General features: G+C 40.1%; 15 protein-coding genes and 1 pseudogene. 8 read left to right on the plus strand and 8 right to left on the minus strand.

All coding sequences use genetic code 11. The annotated features are described in order from the left end of the window. Nucleotides 1-261: 261 nt before the first annotated feature. Nucleotides 262-912 (plus strand): lysophospholipid acyltransferase family protein, encoded by a 651-nt coding sequence (locus VB691_RS16950; RefSeq protein WP_323292698.1) that lies wholly within the window; start codon nucleotides 262-264, stop codon nucleotides 910-912. Between the two features lie 3 nt (nucleotides 913-915). On the opposite strand, the gene VB691_RS16955 is transcribed toward VB691_RS16950, so the two are convergent. Beyond that, nucleotides 916-1,413 carry a GAF domain-containing protein gene (locus tag VB691_RS16955; protein ID WP_323292699.1) on the minus strand — a complete coding sequence of 166 codons (498 nt, stop codon included), beginning with the start codon at nucleotides 1,411-1,413 and terminating at the stop codon, nucleotides 916-918. A 101-nt stretch (nucleotides 1,414-1,514) separates the two neighbouring features. Between VB691_RS16955 and VB691_RS16960 the strand changes: the two genes are divergently transcribed. Beyond that, nucleotides 1,515-2,846 carry an FAD-binding oxidoreductase gene (locus tag VB691_RS16960; protein WP_323292700.1) on the plus strand — a complete coding sequence of 444 codons (1,332 nt, stop codon included), beginning with the start codon at nucleotides 1,515-1,517 and terminating at the stop codon, nucleotides 2,844-2,846. Nucleotides 2,847-3,083: 237 nt separating this feature from the next. Here the strand turns inward: VB691_RS16960 and VB691_RS16965 are convergent, their stop codons facing one another. Both VB691_RS16965 and patD read right to left on the minus strand, forming a co-directional pair. Continuing rightward, the gene (locus VB691_RS16965; protein ID WP_323292701.1) at nucleotides 3,084-3,494 is read right to left on the minus strand and encodes a hypothetical protein; all 411 of its coding nucleotides are present in this window, start codon (nucleotides 3,492-3,494) and stop codon (nucleotides 3,084-3,086) included. 120 nt (nucleotides 3,495-3,614) lie between these two features. After that, on the minus strand, nucleotides 3,615-3,980 hold the full coding sequence (gene patD / locus VB691_RS16970; RefSeq protein ID WP_323292702.1) for a heterocyst frequency control protein PatD: 366 nt from the start codon (nucleotides 3,978-3,980) through the stop codon (nucleotides 3,615-3,617). Nucleotides 3,981-4,243: 263 nt separating this feature from the next. On the opposite strand from patD, the gene VB691_RS16975 reads away from it, so the two are divergent. The 3 genes and pseudogenes from VB691_RS16975 to VB691_RS16985 form a co-directional block, all read left to right on the plus strand. Beyond that, on the plus strand, nucleotides 4,244-6,487 hold the full coding sequence (locus tag VB691_RS16975) for a bifunctional (p)ppGpp synthetase/guanosine-3',5'-bis(diphosphate) 3'-pyrophosphohydrolase (RefSeq protein WP_323292703.1): 2,244 nt from the start codon (nucleotides 4,244-4,246) through the stop codon (nucleotides 6,485-6,487). Between the two features lie 195 nt (nucleotides 6,488-6,682). Then, complete coding sequence (locus tag VB691_RS16980) at nucleotides 6,683-7,180, plus strand: orange carotenoid protein N-terminal domain-containing protein (RefSeq protein WP_323292704.1); 498 nt, start codon at nucleotides 6,683-6,685, stop codon at nucleotides 7,178-7,180. Nucleotides 7,181-7,269: 89 nt separating this feature from the next. Then, nucleotides 7,270-7,539, plus strand: a pseudogene (locus VB691_RS16985) (nuclear transport factor 2 family protein); the annotation flags it as partial. 125 nt (nucleotides 7,540-7,664) lie between these two features. On the opposite strand, the gene VB691_RS16990 reads toward VB691_RS16985, so the two are convergent. Both VB691_RS16990 and VB691_RS16995 read right to left on the minus strand, forming a co-directional pair. Then, the gene (locus tag VB691_RS16990; RefSeq protein ID WP_323292706.1) at nucleotides 7,665-8,105 is read right to left on the minus strand and encodes a hypothetical protein; all 441 of its coding nucleotides are present in this window, start codon (nucleotides 8,103-8,105) and stop codon (nucleotides 7,665-7,667) included. 157 nt (nucleotides 8,106-8,262) lie between these two features. Further along, nucleotides 8,263-8,505 carry a hypothetical protein gene (locus VB691_RS16995; protein ID WP_323292707.1) on the minus strand — a complete coding sequence of 81 codons (243 nt, stop codon included), beginning with the start codon at nucleotides 8,503-8,505 and terminating at the stop codon, nucleotides 8,263-8,265. Between the two features lie 168 nt (nucleotides 8,506-8,673). On the opposite strand from VB691_RS16995, the gene VB691_RS17000 reads away from it, so the two are divergent. Then, nucleotides 8,674-8,826, plus strand: coding sequence for a chlorophyll a/b-binding protein (locus tag VB691_RS17000; protein WP_007308517.1), 153 nt, complete (start codon nucleotides 8,674-8,676; stop codon nucleotides 8,824-8,826). A gap of 224 nt (nucleotides 8,827-9,050) precedes the next feature. Here VB691_RS17000 and rpoD read toward each other — a convergent pair whose 3' ends face one another. The 3 genes from rpoD to crtE form a co-directional block, all read right to left on the minus strand. Further along, on the minus strand, nucleotides 9,051-10,334 hold the full coding sequence (rpoD, locus tag VB691_RS17005; protein ID WP_323292794.1) for an RNA polymerase sigma factor RpoD: 1,284 nt from the start codon (nucleotides 10,332-10,334) through the stop codon (nucleotides 9,051-9,053). An 870-nt stretch (nucleotides 10,335-11,204) separates the two neighbouring features. Further along, entirely contained in the window at nucleotides 11,205-11,663 is a 459-nt protein-coding gene (locus VB691_RS17010; RefSeq protein ID WP_323292708.1) for a divergent PAP2 family protein, read from the minus strand. Nucleotides 11,664-11,684: 21 nt separating this feature from the next. Next, a complete protein-coding gene (gene crtE / locus VB691_RS17015) occupies nucleotides 11,685-12,614 on the minus strand; it encodes a geranylgeranyl diphosphate synthase CrtE (RefSeq protein ID WP_323292709.1) in 930 nt (309 codons plus the stop codon). A 262-nt stretch (nucleotides 12,615-12,876) separates the two neighbouring features. Here crtE and VB691_RS17020 point away from each other — a divergent pair, with 262 nt between their 5' ends. Next, nucleotides 12,877-13,395: a type II secretion system protein gene (locus tag VB691_RS17020; RefSeq protein ID WP_323292710.1), complete on the plus strand. Its 519-nt coding sequence runs from the start codon at nucleotides 12,877-12,879 to the stop codon at nucleotides 13,393-13,395. A 69-nt stretch (nucleotides 13,396-13,464) separates the two neighbouring features. Then, nucleotides 13,465-14,202, plus strand: coding sequence for a class I SAM-dependent methyltransferase (locus tag VB691_RS17025; RefSeq protein ID WP_323292711.1), 738 nt, complete (start codon nucleotides 13,465-13,467; stop codon nucleotides 14,200-14,202). Nucleotides 14,203-14,206 lie beyond the last annotated feature (4 nt).

The raw sequence follows: 14,206 nt of genomic DNA on the forward strand, positions 1-14,206 counted from the left end.
GAATATGCTTAGTTTACCATAAAGCTTTAGTCGTTATTGTTTGATTTTAATGGAATAGGATAACTTCACAAACAAAACTGAGAAGGGATCTACCAGAGCTATCTTTAATTACAGTTACGGACGATGGTTCAAAAGGCAATTCCCTAGACCATACTATCTTTTTGACAAACCGTAGTATTTTTTGTGTTAGAATAAAAGATTGAAAGGTATGTTAGGGCTATGTGTCTTAAATTTCACCCTATCCAAACAGTAAGCAAACAGATGGAAAATAGCGAATTTAGGGAAAGAGAACCCATTTCCAGCTTATTTCTATATTACCTATTCAAAGGCTCAATCATTGTCCCCACCTTTTATAGTTACTTTCGTGGACGGGTGTATGGGAGAGAAAATGTCCCCATGAAACACCCTTTAGTGGTGGTGAGCAATCATGCCAGTTATTTTGATCCCCCTATGCTTGGCTCTGGTATGGGTCGTCCTGTGGCTTTTATGGCCAAAGAAGAATTATTTGAAATTCCCATCTTAAAGGAGGGAATTCGCTTATATGGGGCATATCCCGTCAAAAGAGGAGCAGGAGATCGCGGTGCAATTCGTTCAGCGATCGCAGCCCTCAAAGATGGGTGGTTAGTGGGGATTTTTATGGAAGGAACCCGCACCGTAGACGGGCGGATTAATGACCCCAAATTAGGGGCAGCCATGATTGCTGCTAAGGCGCAAGTTCCCTTACTTCCCGTCTCTTTATGGGGAACAGAGAAGATCCTACAAAAAGGGTCTTCTTTTCCTCGTCCCGTACCTATTACAATCCGTATTGGGGAAGTCATTGCTCCCCCTCAATCTAGTAAACGCAAAGAGTTAGAAAGTGTGACGGAAAAATGTGCCATGATTATCAATCAAATGCACGATCTTGGACGCTAACAATTAATTAGTATTAGCGATAGAGGGAGAATTGGCCAGGGTAAGAGACGCGGCTTTCATAACATCAAGATCAGCAGATTGCCAATGTTTGGTATCCTGGCAATTATGGGCAATTAATAGACCCCATAACCCCAGATTATTAAGCACAGGAACGACTAAATTAGCACGAACTTGTAACCCTTGTAAAAACTCTCGATGACAAGGAGAAATAACCTCAGTTTCAATATCATCTATCGCCCTAATTCTACCTTGTTCGTACCAACTGGCATACTCTCCATTAAAACACTGATCAGGGCCCATTGAGCCTAAAATTGAAAACTGTTTTGACTGTAATGCTTCATAAGTAACTTGTCCCGTCCAATGACGATAAAAATAATATAAAACAACCCGATCTACTTTGAGGGTATTTCTTAAATCATGGGTTGTTTCATTCACCAAACGATCTCTATCTAAAGCAGAAGTTAAGCGTTGGGTGATACGTTTTAAGGAAGGATCAGACATGGACTTTTTCGGCAACAATAGTTATCATATTTAACATTCTACTACAACAATATCTTTACTAATAAACTTCGCAACCTAACTCAATTATTTTTATGGTTACTATGACATCTCCCTGGGACAAAATTACGACCGAACTCTCTCATCTTGAGATTATCACCGATCCAATTCAACTAGCCAAACTTTCCCTAGACTATTACCATTTTAGCCCCATCCTCCAACCAAAGCTCCAGGATAAACGGGGCAATTTGGTGATTCGTCCCACTAAAGAAGCAGAAATCATCGAAATTGCCCAAACTTGCCTCAAATACAAAGTTCCTCTCACCGTCCGAGGGGCCGGAACGGGAAATTATGGGCAATGTATTCCCCTGGAAGGCGGAATAATCCTGGATACGACCAAAATGAACCAAATTCACTGGATAGAAAAGGGAGTCGCTTGTGTTGAACCTGGGGTCAAAATGGCAGCCTTTGATCAGCAAGCAAGGAAAATGGGGTGGGAACTACGCATGGCACCTTCTACCTACCGTATCGCTACGATAGGGGGCTTTATTGGAGGGGGTAGTGGGGGCATGGGATCAATTAATTATGGACAATTACGCGATCGCGGTAATCTTCAGGCTTTACGGGTTGTTACCCTAGAAGATGAACCCTGTATCATGGAATTACGGGGAGATGAAGTACAAAAAGTCAATCATGCTTATGGTACAAATGGAGTTATTATTCAATTAGAAATACCCTTGGCCCCTGCTTATCCTTGGGCAGAAATTATTGTAGTTTTTGATGATTTTATGCAAGCTGCTAAGTTTGGCCAAGGGTTAGGGGATAGTGATGGCATTGTGAAGAAATTAATCAGTATTCATGCGTCCCCAATTTGTCGTTATTTTCAACCATTACAGGATTATTTACCTTTAGATAAACATTGTGCTTTATTGATGGTATCTGAATATGATTTAGAAGCATTTCATGATTTAGTTTATGAATATAAGGGAGAAGTAACTTATCTAAAAACTGCCCAAGAAGCGAGTAAAGGAAACAGTTTATTAGAATTTACTTGGAATCATACCACCCTTCATGCTCGCAGTATAGATCCAACTCTGACTTATTTACAAACTTGTTACTTTACCTTAGACAAAGTAGAACATTTTTATCAAAAGTTTGGGGATGAAGTAATGATTCATTTAGAGTTTATTAAACTTCATGGTAAAGTAATTCCCGCAGGGTTACAATTAGTGAGATTTACCACGGAAGAAAGACTAAATGAAATTATTTGTTATCATGAAGAAAATGGAGCAGGAATTGCTAACCCCCATACTTATATTTTAGAAGATGGAGGACGAAAAGTTATTGATTTGAAGCAATTAAACTTTAAAAAAGAAGTTGATCCCTATGGGTTAATGAATCCTGGTAAAATGAAAGCATGGATAGACAATGGATAATGGATAATGAATAATTACCTCTCCCTGAAAGGGAAAAGGTAAGCTAAAACCCATTTCAAATGAGTTTTACGAGACTTAAGCAACCTCTTTAATATTGAGTGTTTTTGTAGAGTCAATTCATGAATTGACTCTACGGGTAGTGCTGCTGCGTAAGTCCTGTTTTAGCTTAGCTTACCCACCTTAAAATTATCTTGGGTTTTAATGTTTTAAGATTAATAAAAAAGGAAAATCTGTCAATTAACCATGATTTCGACATTCTTCCACTAAGCCATCAAACCCTTCCCAAATTTGAGCATCAGAAGCTTGAATAAGTCCAAAAGCAAACTTAGTTTTTTCCTCAATTTCTAACACTAACATCTTTTCTGATGGCTCAAATTTATAGGAAAGTGTCGCTGCAACTGTACCATCAGAGATCATCGGTTGATTTCTCACTTTCAGTTCAATTTTACCATTATTTTCCCCATAATATTCAGCCCAACCTTGATTAGAGCCATTGGAAGTCGGGGGTTTGATACATTCATTAAACTGCTTCTGATTGATGTTTTCATATTGTCTCAGAGATTTAGCCATAGCCGGAAACATTACCCCCATACTCAAACTAAAGGAAAAAGTTGTCAGTGCAGCGATAAAGCGGAGTTGACTTGACATATACATATTCTATAGTGGCACTGTAAATAAACGTTTTATGTATGATAGCGGATTTCACTGAGAATAAAGAAACAAAAAATACAGTTTAAGGAAAATTCTAGATTTTTCCCTAGCCACAGGCTATACAGTGATCTCTAGTAATCCTTGACAGTAACTAATTAGCTGTTCAAGCCGATCGCTGATCTTTTGTAACCGTTGTTGTGTCGTCCCTGCTTGACGAGATGACTGTAAAAACAAGAGATCAGTTCCCAAAAGTCTTAACATTCGGTGAATTTCCGTTTTAGCAGACTGTTGTAAAGCGATCGCGCTAGAATCTAAGTCTTCTAAGGTTAACGCCATGATCTCCTGTTCAAACACCTGTTGCACCTGGTCAAAACTTATTCTCAGGGCATCAAGATCTAAATCCTTGGCCCTGACTTGTTTCTGGAGAATTAACAAAACTTCCCCCAGGTGGCTATAAGATTGTTGATAAAATTTCGGTAACATTAAACACCATATTGCGCTAGAATTTGTAAACTAATATTAAACTTTATCTGCGACTTTAACTAATCTGAATCTGTTCTTAAACTGAAATTATTAAAACATATCCTCACTTTTCAGAACAAAGACAGTGCTGGTGGTAAAAATAGAACTTAAGCGGCAGTAAAACTCATAGTTTGCCCCCTGAGTTTCCCATCAGAGAAGAATTCGCGTTTTAACTCACCAATTATTGTTGTTTCATTCTATCCCTTGCTCAAGCCATTACTTCTATGAACGCAGTTACTCTTCCTGATCCCAAACCTGATTCCAAACCCGTTGAACTGATCCTTCCTGATTGGTTAAGCCAATGTTTGATAGAGTATCAAACCGATCAAAGTAGCCAGGATCTCAACCTAATCTGCCGCGCTTTTAATTTTGCCTATCAACTCCATGAAGGACAGTCCCGCAAATCAGGGGAACCTTACATTGCCCATCCCGTGGCCGTCGCTGGTATACTGAGGGACTTAGGGGGTGATAAAGCCATGATCGCAGCAGGATTCCTGCATGATGTGGTAGAAGATACAGAAGTCACCGTAGAAGAAATAGAAGAAAGATTTGGCCAGGAAGTTCGACTCTTGGTTGAGGGAGTGACAAAGTTATCAAAATTTAACTTTTCCAGTAAAACCGAACAACAGGCCGAAAATTTTCGCCGAATGTTTTTGGCCATGGCCCAAGATATTCGAGTGATTGTGGTCAAGTTAGCCGATCGCCTCCACAATATGCGAACCTTAGAGGCCCTAAACCAAGATAAACAAAAACGTATTGCCCTAGAAACTAGAGAAATTTTCGCCCCCTTGGCCAACCGTCTCGGAATCTGGCGATTAAAGTGGGAATTAGAAGATTTATCCTTTAAATATTTAGAAGCTGACGCTTATCGAGAAGTTCAGAATCATGTCTCTGAAAAACGGGCTGATCGAGAAAACCGCATCGAAACCGTCAAAAACATCTTACAGCAACGACTCGAAGATATTGGCATCCACGTCAAAGAATTACAGGGACGGCCCAAACACCTCTACGGCATTTATTATAAAATGCAGAGGCAGCATAAAGGCTTTCATGAAATTTATGATATCGCTGCCTTACGAATCATTGTCGAAAGCAACGAAGAATGTTATCGGGCCTTAGCCATTGTTCATGACGCATTTCGACCCATTCCTGGCCGATTTAAGGATTATATCGGACTGCCTAAACCAAACCGCTATCAGTCCCTACATACAACTGTAGTGGGGTTAAATGGTCGTCCCCTAGAAATCCAAATCCGCACCATAGAAATGCACCATATTGCTGAATATGGAATCGCGGCCCATTGGAAATACAAAGAAACTGGCGGCTCTGATCAGATCCTATCCCAAGAAGATGAAAAATTTACTTGGTTACGGCAACTTTTAGAATGGCAAAAGGATCTTAAAGATGCTCAAGAATACGTTGACAACCTCAAAGATAATCTCTTTGATGATGATGTTTACGTCTTTACCCCCAATGGTGATGTTGTTTCTTTATCTAGAGGGGCCACAGCAGTAGACTTTGCCTATCGTATTCATACCGAAGTGGGAAACCACATGAAAGGGGCGCGAATCAATGGAAAATGGTCAGTATTAGATAAACCTTTACATAATGGGGATATTGTTGAAATTATCACCCAGAAAAATTCCCATCCTAGTTTAGACTGGTTAAATTTTGTTGTCACCCCCACGGCCCGCAACCGCATTCGTCAATGGTATAAGCGATCGCGTCGAGAAGAAAATGTCTCCCGTGGTCGAGAAATGTTAGAAAAAGAATTAGGGAAAAGTGGCTTAGATGCCCTACTGAAATCTGACCCCATGCAAGCGGTGGCCGAACGCTGTAACTATCAAGCTGTCGAAGATTTACTGGCGGCCTTAGGCTATGGAGAGATTACCCTTAACCAAGTAGTCAACCGTGTCCGAGAAACCACCGTTAAGGCACAACAGGGGGACGATTCTGAGATTAACTTACCCACAGCCTCCCCTTCTCCTTTATGCCCTAGCAAACCGAATAAGTCCCCGATTGTCGGTGTGGAAGGATTGGTCTATCATATTGCAGGTTGTTGTCATCCTCTCCCTGGTGAACCGATTATAGGGGTGGTGACGCGAGGGGCCCGAGGCATTTCTATTCATGCTCAAGGCTGTTCTAACGTTGACACTGTACCAGGGGAACGATTAATTCCTGTACGTTGGAATGTCACCGATGACAAGGGATGTCTACCGACTTATCCTGTTGATATTTCAATTGAAGCCATTGATCGGTTGGGCGTTCTCAAGGATATTCTATCACGGGTGAGCGATCACCATGTCAATGTGCGAAGTGCCGGAGTCAGAACCAGTCGCAATAAACCCGCGATGATTAATTTACGCATTGATATCCGCGATCGCCAACAACTAGAATGCTTAATTAATAGCATCAGAAATATGGGCGATATTTTGAATATTCATCGGGTTAATGGGGTGGAATTTTAGGCAATTAGACTCAATTCCCGATCAAGTCAACTCCTATGTATCCTTCAATACATAGGTTTTTTGTTATGTCAAGCATTTGTAATACTTATTTGCAATTTGTAAAAAAATGTTACATAATGGGAGTCAAGGAGATAAAGCAAAGACAAAAAGCGAGTCTCCTCAAAGATACAGTGTCAATAGACTCTCAGAGGAATCATGACTTACACAGCAACCAATCCAGCTACAATTCTAAACAACCAAGCTGTTGACGTTACCTCTGTAACAGCAAGATTTCAGCGTCTCAGCACAGATGACAAACTCGGCTTACTCTGGGTTGCTTACACAGAAATTGGACGTTCTATCACCCCTGCCGCTACTGGTGCAGCCCGTTTACAATTTGCTGAAGGGATTCTCAACCAAGTTAAACAAATGTCCCAAGATGAGCAACTAAAATTTATGCGGGATTTGGTTAAGAAAGTAAGCACCCCCATCACCCGTGCTTATGGAACCCTCACCAACAATACCAAATTAGCTTTCTGGTATCAACTAGCTGAACTTATGGAATCTGGAGTTGTGATTCCTGTTCCTCCCTACTATAAGTTAACCCAAGAAGCGAACAATGCTTTAGTTGCTATCCAAAACCTAGATTTTAATCAACAAATTACTGTCTTACGCAACGCTGTGGTTGATATGGGAGTTGATCCCCTAGCATAATCGTTTTTCTAATCTTCCCTAATCTCCTAATAGTGAAAGAGCAGAATTTTCTGCTCTTTCTTTTAGTCCTAAATCCCTTAAATTGTAACATGACCGTATTTGAACAAACTCAAATAGAAGGCATTACCGAACCTGTTATTGAACGTTATTTTGACACATTAAATGCAGGAGAATACAGACAAGCATCTAAATTATTTGCTGTTGATGGTGTTTTATATCCTCCCTTTGAGTCTCCTGTGGTGGGACAAGATCCGATCGCCACTTATTTACAAACAGAAGCAACAGGGATGAAACTTCAGCCCCGTCAAGGGACAGTAGAAATCTTAGAAAAAGACCAGATCCAAGCCAGAATCACAGGAAAAGTACAAACTCCCCTATTCGGCGTTAATGTGGCCTGGACATTTGTTCTTAACCCTGTGCAAGAAATTATTTCCGTTGAAGTTAAGCTCTTAGCTTCTTTAAGTGAATTAGCTGGTTTGCAACGTTAAATAGCATAAGCAGGTTGCCTAAAAGCAGCCTCTAAAAGCTTACGTCCCAATTCTACATCTTGTGGTGAGGGAATCCAATCAGGATGACCAGTCATCAGCAAGCTTTCGATAGCTTCCTTATCAAAAAGATGCCAAGCCAACGCACCGTTAACCCTTCCTTGAATAGCATAACAATTGCTACTGATACATTGAATGGTAAAGCCGCTAATCATGCGCTTAATGACCATTTTTTCTTGAGGTTGAAGAGAACGGAATTGTAGAATCACTTCTTTTAATTCCTGGACGGATGACACCCATAAACCAGGAATAACCACTTGTAATTGTTGATTGCTATTAACAGCTAACCAATAGCGTCGAGAAGGATCAACCCCTTCTAACCAGGGTGAGGAATCATCAAGGCGATAGCGGGGCGAGAGGATAAAGGGCTGCGTCATCATTGATATCTTTATCGCTATAATTCTGGCTAAATTTCAGTTGATTTTCGGATCTGCTTTCTCAGATTCTAAAGGGTTATAGCAGAAGTGCAAGATAAGTTTACAAAACTTATCTTAAAGTCCCTAGGTGGCGATTTTGAGGTGATATCAATGATTCTAGTTAAGAGGGTTTCGGATAACTTCTGGCATAATAGTCAGAAGCAACTACTTCCAGCACTTCTCCCTCCCCTAGCAGGGGATAAACACAATTTACCCGATTTTCCCAAACAATATGAGCAATGTCGTAATCAGGGCAGTTAATACGATAAGTGGTATCTGAAACCACTGAGAGACGACACCCTCTTGGTAAGAGTATAGAGAGTAGCAGTTGAAGATTTTGGGCGCCTAAGTTGTTGGAAGCCATGTCACCTGAAAAGTTTTTATATTTTTTTAAGAGTTATTTTCGATTGTACAAGGTAGCGGTCAATCTTTAATATATTTGGTAGCTTCCCCTAAATTCCCTGAAATGTTGCTAAATACTTAATATTTGTTTACAATAGTTTACATAACATTATTCATTTTGCTACCCACCATGAAAAGCAACAACCAAAACGAAGGAAAATTCGGCTTTACAGGCTACGCTGAAAACTGGAATGGTCGCCTGGCTATGATCGGCTTTGTCTCTGCTTTAATTGTGGAATTAGTAACAGGTCAAGGGGTACTCCATTTTTGGGGAATTCTGTAACGAAATAGTCCCATTTTTGTCAATCTCATTGCTATTACTGGGTTTCTTTGCAGAAATCCAGTTTTTTGTCTCATGCACAATTTGGCTTATTTGTAATTTTAGATTATGTAATGTCTCCAATAACTTGCACTCCTTTTGGGAGAGGGATTATATTAAACTAAATTGAAATCCGACCAACTATAAAAGCTGATCGGAGTAGTTGACATTGAAAATAAATGAAAATGCTACCGAATATATTCTTTGAGAATACTATTACGATTAGGATGACGTAATTTTCGGAGTGCTTTGGCTTCAATTTGCCGAATACGCTCACGAGTAACATTGAAAATCTGCCCGATTTCCTCTAGGGTTTTCATCCGTCCGTCATCTAAGCCATAACGTAACCGTAATACGTCCCGTTCCCTCGGACTCAAGGTATCCAGCACATTCTCTAGGTCTTCTCGTAAGAGATTTTTAGAGACTTCATCTTCTGGGGTTTCCCCATCTGCTTCAATAAAATCCCCCAAACGGGAATCTTCTTCCTTCCCGATGGGGGTTTCTAAAGATATGGGTAATTGAGCCGATTTAGCGATGAAACGTAACTTTTCGATGGTCATTTCCATGCGGGTAGCGATCTCCTCCTCCGTGGGTTTACGGCGCATTTCCTGAGAAAGAATTTTTGTCGTTTTCTTAATACGGGAAATAGTTTCGTAAAGATGAACCGGAAGACGAATTGTCCGAGACTGATCAGCGATCGCCCTGGTAATGGCTTGACGAATCCACCAAGTAGCATAAGTGGAGAACTTGTAACCCTTCTCATGATCGAATTTTTCTGCCGCCCGAATTAATCCGAGGGAACCCTCTTGAATTAAATCCTGGAAAGACAGACCCCGATTCATGTATTTTTTAGCGATCGAAACCACCAAACGGAGGTTAGAATGAACCATTTTATCTTTGGCTTTGCGTCCCAAATACAGACGACGCTTAAACCTGGGAAGATAGGACTTTAGTTCTAACGTCCATGACTTCTCCAAATCTGAGATAATCTCTGGTTTTTTGAGACTAGCAGTAATTTCAGACCATCTAGGCTCTTTGGACAACTGAGCGCGGAGCATCTCCTCTGAGGTTTCCCATTGAAAGACTCGTTTGCCCCATTCCGTATCCGTGGGTACTTTGTCCAGTTCCTCCGAGAGAGCTTCCCTGATGCGCTCTAGTTGGAGTAAATCAGCAATTTTACGGGCCAGTTCAATTTCTTCTTCAGCGCGTAAGAGTCGAATACGACCTATTTCTTGCAGATAGACCCGAATTGAATCTTCAGTGTAAGGCTTTTTCTTACTCGGATCTCGACGACGAGAAGCGCTGATCTTTCGGGTTTTTTTCCCTTCCGGTTCAACCATTGCCTCATCGGTTACATCATCAGTTACGTCATCTATGTCTTCATCAATAAAGAACGCCACATCCATCTGAGGCTCATCCAGGGTTAGTAGGTCATTAGCCTGCGTCATGCCGTTTTCCTCTTGCTCCTTCAGTGCAAAACTAGAAGATAGGGTGAATTATTAGTTGAGTTAAGTCAGTGAGTCTAACTCGATTAGTTTTAGGATAAACTCAATTTTCTTGAAGGGGATCAATGTTTGGGTATCTGTTATTCGGGAGGATCACAGTCAGAATAACCATTTGTCATCCTTGCCATAATCGCCGTTATTTCATTGTCCCAGGTCAAAAAAATTAAATACCTATCCGATTGTAGCCTCGATTACAAAAAATCGGGAACGGTTTTTGATTTAATGGCAAAAGATTCCATAAATTTTTAGGTATGTTACCAGAGGTTAGAGATGGGGGGCCATTTGAGTTCATAATGATAGAAAAGTGTCTAACGACAATGGGGAAGTTGACTAACCTTAATTCATGTCATAAGGGAATATCATGGATTGGTTAGTCTTTGATTGGGTTCACCTACCTTGTTAGCGAGAAAACCTCTGATGATAGTCAGTTGAATTATGCTAAGGAATCATAACAGTCAAACGATCCATTCCTGGTTGCTATTGCCACCGGGTAATTCTCCTCAGCACTGATTGAATCTTCAGCTATTGTAATGAATTCTCATCGGAAGTGTCGCTAGATTATCCCTTCACAACGTTTGATGGTTGAGAAAAGTCCGGTACGTTTGTTCCTGGTAGATGAAAATATTTAGTGGGCTTACTCATACGTTAGCAAAGTTTTTTCTCTGTCGATCACATTCGGGCCAACAAATATGATGAAATATCAAAATTTGATGACCCTAATCCGTTGATTATTGAGTCAAAACCTTAATTTTTCTATTCTGTTACCTTTCCTTTTTAAGCGGAAATAACCAGATCAGACAGTGACACCCATCACAAAAGCGACGAGACGACATTTCATCAAAAGACAGGTAAAGCTAAAATAGAAATACCGATGCCCCAAGCTAAGCCAACCAAGACTTGAAAGGGGGTGTGTCCGAGTAACTCTTTTAACCGTTCTTCTGCATTTAAGTGATGAGCGTCGTGAAGAAACTCATCGAGTAATTGGTTAAGAATACGTGCTTGTTTCCCCGCCGCTTGACGAACTCCGGCCGCATCGTACATCACAATGACAGCGAATAAAGAGGCGATCGCAAATTCTGCACTTTCCCAACCTTTGGTAAGGCCGACACCTGTAGCTAAGGCACCCACTAAAGCTGAGTGGGAGCTAGGCATTCCCCCTGTACTCATGAAAAAGCGAAAATTGATTTTTCGATGACGAATCAATTCAATAATCACTTTTAACCCCTGAGCCGAAAAACAAGCGATTAAGGAAGCTAAGAGTATTTTGTTTTGAAGAATTGTTTCAACATCCTGCATAATATATGGTGAGGGAAAAATTTAGTTTTTGCGAGTAACAATAAAGTGGGCGATCGCCGCTAAGGGGGCTGCTTTATCCCCATAAGGAGTCAATTGAGCGATCGCTTCATCAACTAAGGTTTGGGCTTGTTTTTGAGATTCTTCGATGCCCCAAATACTAGGATAGGTGGCTTTTTGCGCCCGTTCATCTTTCCCTGCGGTTTTACCTAGTTCTTCTAGGGTTGCCGTGACATCTAAAATATCATCCACAATTTGAAAAGCCAAACCGATATTCTGGGCGTACTGGGACAACCGTTGCACATCATCAGCAGAAGCACCTGCTAAAATGGCTCCAGACACCACAGAAGTCTCTAATAAAGCTCCGGTTTTATGAATATGAATTGATTTTAATGTCTCAACTGTAACATCTGATTTCCCCTCAGATTCGAGATCTAAGACTTGACCCCCCACTAACCCAGCGGCCCCGACGGTACGCCCTAAACGAGCAATTACGTCAACCAGGTTAGGCAAATCTACATTACGGGTTTGGGTGGCAACGTGTTCAAAGGCGTAGGATAATAGGCCATCTCCGGCCAAAATAGCGATATCTTCCCCATAAACTTTGTGATTCGTCAATTTTCCCCGTCGATAATCATCATTGTCCATGGCGGGGAGATCATCATGAATTAAAGACATGGTGTGAATCATTTCCAAAGCACAGGCCGTAGGAAGTGCCATCTCAGTTGTTCCCCCCATGAGATCACAGGTGGTTAGACAAAGAATAGGACGAAGCCTTTTGCCACCGGCTAAGAGAGAATAACGCATGGCCTCATAGATTTTTTCGGGACGACTAATGGGAAGAGATGCGTCGAGTGCTGCTTCAACTAACTGTTTTTTTTCATCGAGATAGGACGCGAGGTCGAAACTAGATGCTTCTGATTGCGCCACACGGTTTTCGCTTGTCATAACCATGTCTAACTGCCTTAACCAACCAATTGCTTTGTATCATTTCTCTCAGTTTACAGGATCTTTGGTTCTCATTCCCAAACTCTAACTAACTGTGTTTAATTTTGCCTGGCCGGTGTTATTTTCTTTATTGTGGCTAACAACGGATAATTTTTAGGGGTTATTGATCTGATTTGAGCCTAATTTGGGTATCCTTTACACAAGATCATTTTTTTACTTGGTTATGGTTAATTTAAGTCAACACTAAAGCAGAAATAGGTTTAAATTTATGTTGCTGCTTAATCGATTATCTCTCGCTTATTTGTTGAGGCTTTCTAAGAAGTCTCAACCCGGATTTACCCTGCTTGAATTACTCATTACTGTTATTATTATTGGCATTTTATCATCTATTTCAATTCCCGCTTATGTGGCAACGGTTGATAAGTTTCATTATGGCAAGGCAAAAATTCACATGGGATGTTTAAAACGGGAATTAGAAGGACTTAGGCTGGAGAAAGGTTATTTTCCTCCAGATGTAGGCAATAATAATGTTCCAGTCGGAACAGAATGCTTTATCAAAAATAATACAAACTTAGTGCCTTATAATTCTAAATATGACTATGAAAATTGGACTGCTTCTGGAGGCTGTTTAATTCAAATTAGTTTTTTCGGTAAGAATAAAAAAAGAGATCAGCCTGGCAATGAAATTCGTTATACAGAACCTGGTTTTCATGAATATAAACTAAATAAGGGTGATGATTTAATTTTAAGTCTAGGTATTCAACCCAAAGAATTTTGTAGTCCTTAATTGGCTTTAATTAACCCAGATAGCTATTTATTTGATATGATGTCAATAATTTAATTATCTTGAGGGATTATGTCGCAACAGGAAACTTATAAGGTGTGGGAAAAAGCGGAACTCTCTAAAAGCTTTGTGGAAGGGGTTAGAGGCGCAATTCCGTTGGCAGCAGAGCAAATTGAAATAATACTAAGGTTAATTAATTTAACTCAATCTCAGGTTGATAATTTTCTTGATTTAGGTTGTGGTAATGGCATTTTAGGCAAAGCTATTTATTCAGATTTTTCTCAAGCAAAAGGCTGTTTTTTAGATCTTTCAGAACCCATGATTAAAGCAGCAAAAAACAATTTAAGTGAGCAACAAGAATCAATTTTTATCATGGCTGATTTTGGACAAAAAGATTGGATTAATTTGATTGATAAAACAGTTAAATTTGATGTCATTGTTTCAGGTTTTGCCATTCATCATTTACCAGATAATCGCAAAAGAGAAATTTATGAAGAAATCTATCAACTCCTGAAACCAGGAGGATTATTTTTGAATTTAGAACACGTTTCTTCGGTTTCTTCGTTGGGTAAAAAAGCATTTAATGATCTTTTTGTCGATTCTCTTTATGCTTTCCATCAACAACAAGGTTCACAAAATTCTCGTCAAGAAATTGAGTCACAGTATTATAATCGTCCTGATAAGGTTGCTAATATTTTAACTTTGGTGGAAACTCAATGTCAGTGGTTAAGAGTTATTGGCTTTATTGAGGTTGACTGTTTTATAAAAATCTTTGAAATTGCTTTGTTTGGGGGTATTCGTCCTCATTAATGTA

Source organism: Crocosphaera sp. XPORK-15E, assembly GCF_034931425.1.
Taxonomy (GTDB): Bacteria; Cyanobacteriota; Cyanobacteriia; order Cyanobacteriales; family Microcystaceae; genus UHCC-0190.

What these genes read in the sequence shown, in the direction of transcription:
- VB691_RS16950 (WP_323292698.1), top strand. Translation starts at nt 262, where the DNA reads ATGGAAAATAGCGAATTTAGGGAAAGAGAACCCATTTCCAGCTTATTT.
- VB691_RS16955 (WP_323292699.1), bottom strand. Translation starts at nt 1,413, where the DNA reads ATGTCTGATCCTTCCTTAAAACGTATCACCCAACGCTTAACTTCTGCT.
- VB691_RS16960 (WP_323292700.1), top strand. Translation starts at nt 1,515, where the DNA reads ATGACATCTCCCTGGGACAAAATTACGACCGAACTCTCTCATCTTGAG.
- VB691_RS16965 (WP_323292701.1), bottom strand. Translation starts at nt 3,494, where the DNA reads ATGTCAAGTCAACTCCGCTTTATCGCTGCACTGACAACTTTTTCCTTT.
- patD (WP_323292702.1), bottom strand. Translation starts at nt 3,980, where the DNA reads ATGTTACCGAAATTTTATCAACAATCTTATAGCCACCTGGGGGAAGTT.
- VB691_RS16975 (WP_323292703.1), top strand. Translation starts at nt 4,244, where the DNA reads ATGAACGCAGTTACTCTTCCTGATCCCAAACCTGATTCCAAACCCGTT.
- VB691_RS16980 (WP_323292704.1), top strand. Translation starts at nt 6,683, where the DNA reads ATGACTTACACAGCAACCAATCCAGCTACAATTCTAAACAACCAAGCT.
- VB691_RS16990 (WP_323292706.1), bottom strand. Translation starts at nt 8,105, where the DNA reads ATGATGACGCAGCCCTTTATCCTCTCGCCCCGCTATCGCCTTGATGAT.
- VB691_RS16995 (WP_323292707.1), bottom strand. Translation starts at nt 8,505, where the DNA reads ATGGCTTCCAACAACTTAGGCGCCCAAAATCTTCAACTGCTACTCTCT.
- VB691_RS17000 (WP_007308517.1), top strand. Translation starts at nt 8,674, where the DNA reads ATGAAAAGCAACAACCAAAACGAAGGAAAATTCGGCTTTACAGGCTAC.
- VB691_RS17010 (WP_323292708.1), bottom strand. Translation starts at nt 11,663, where the DNA reads ATGCAGGATGTTGAAACAATTCTTCAAAACAAAATACTCTTAGCTTCC.
- crtE (WP_323292709.1), bottom strand. Translation starts at nt 12,614, where the DNA reads ATGGTTATGACAAGCGAAAACCGTGTGGCGCAATCAGAAGCATCTAGT.
- VB691_RS17020 (WP_323292710.1), top strand. Translation starts at nt 12,877, where the DNA reads ATGTTGCTGCTTAATCGATTATCTCTCGCTTATTTGTTGAGGCTTTCT.
- VB691_RS17025 (WP_323292711.1), top strand. Translation starts at nt 13,465, where the DNA reads ATGTCGCAACAGGAAACTTATAAGGTGTGGGAAAAAGCGGAACTCTCT.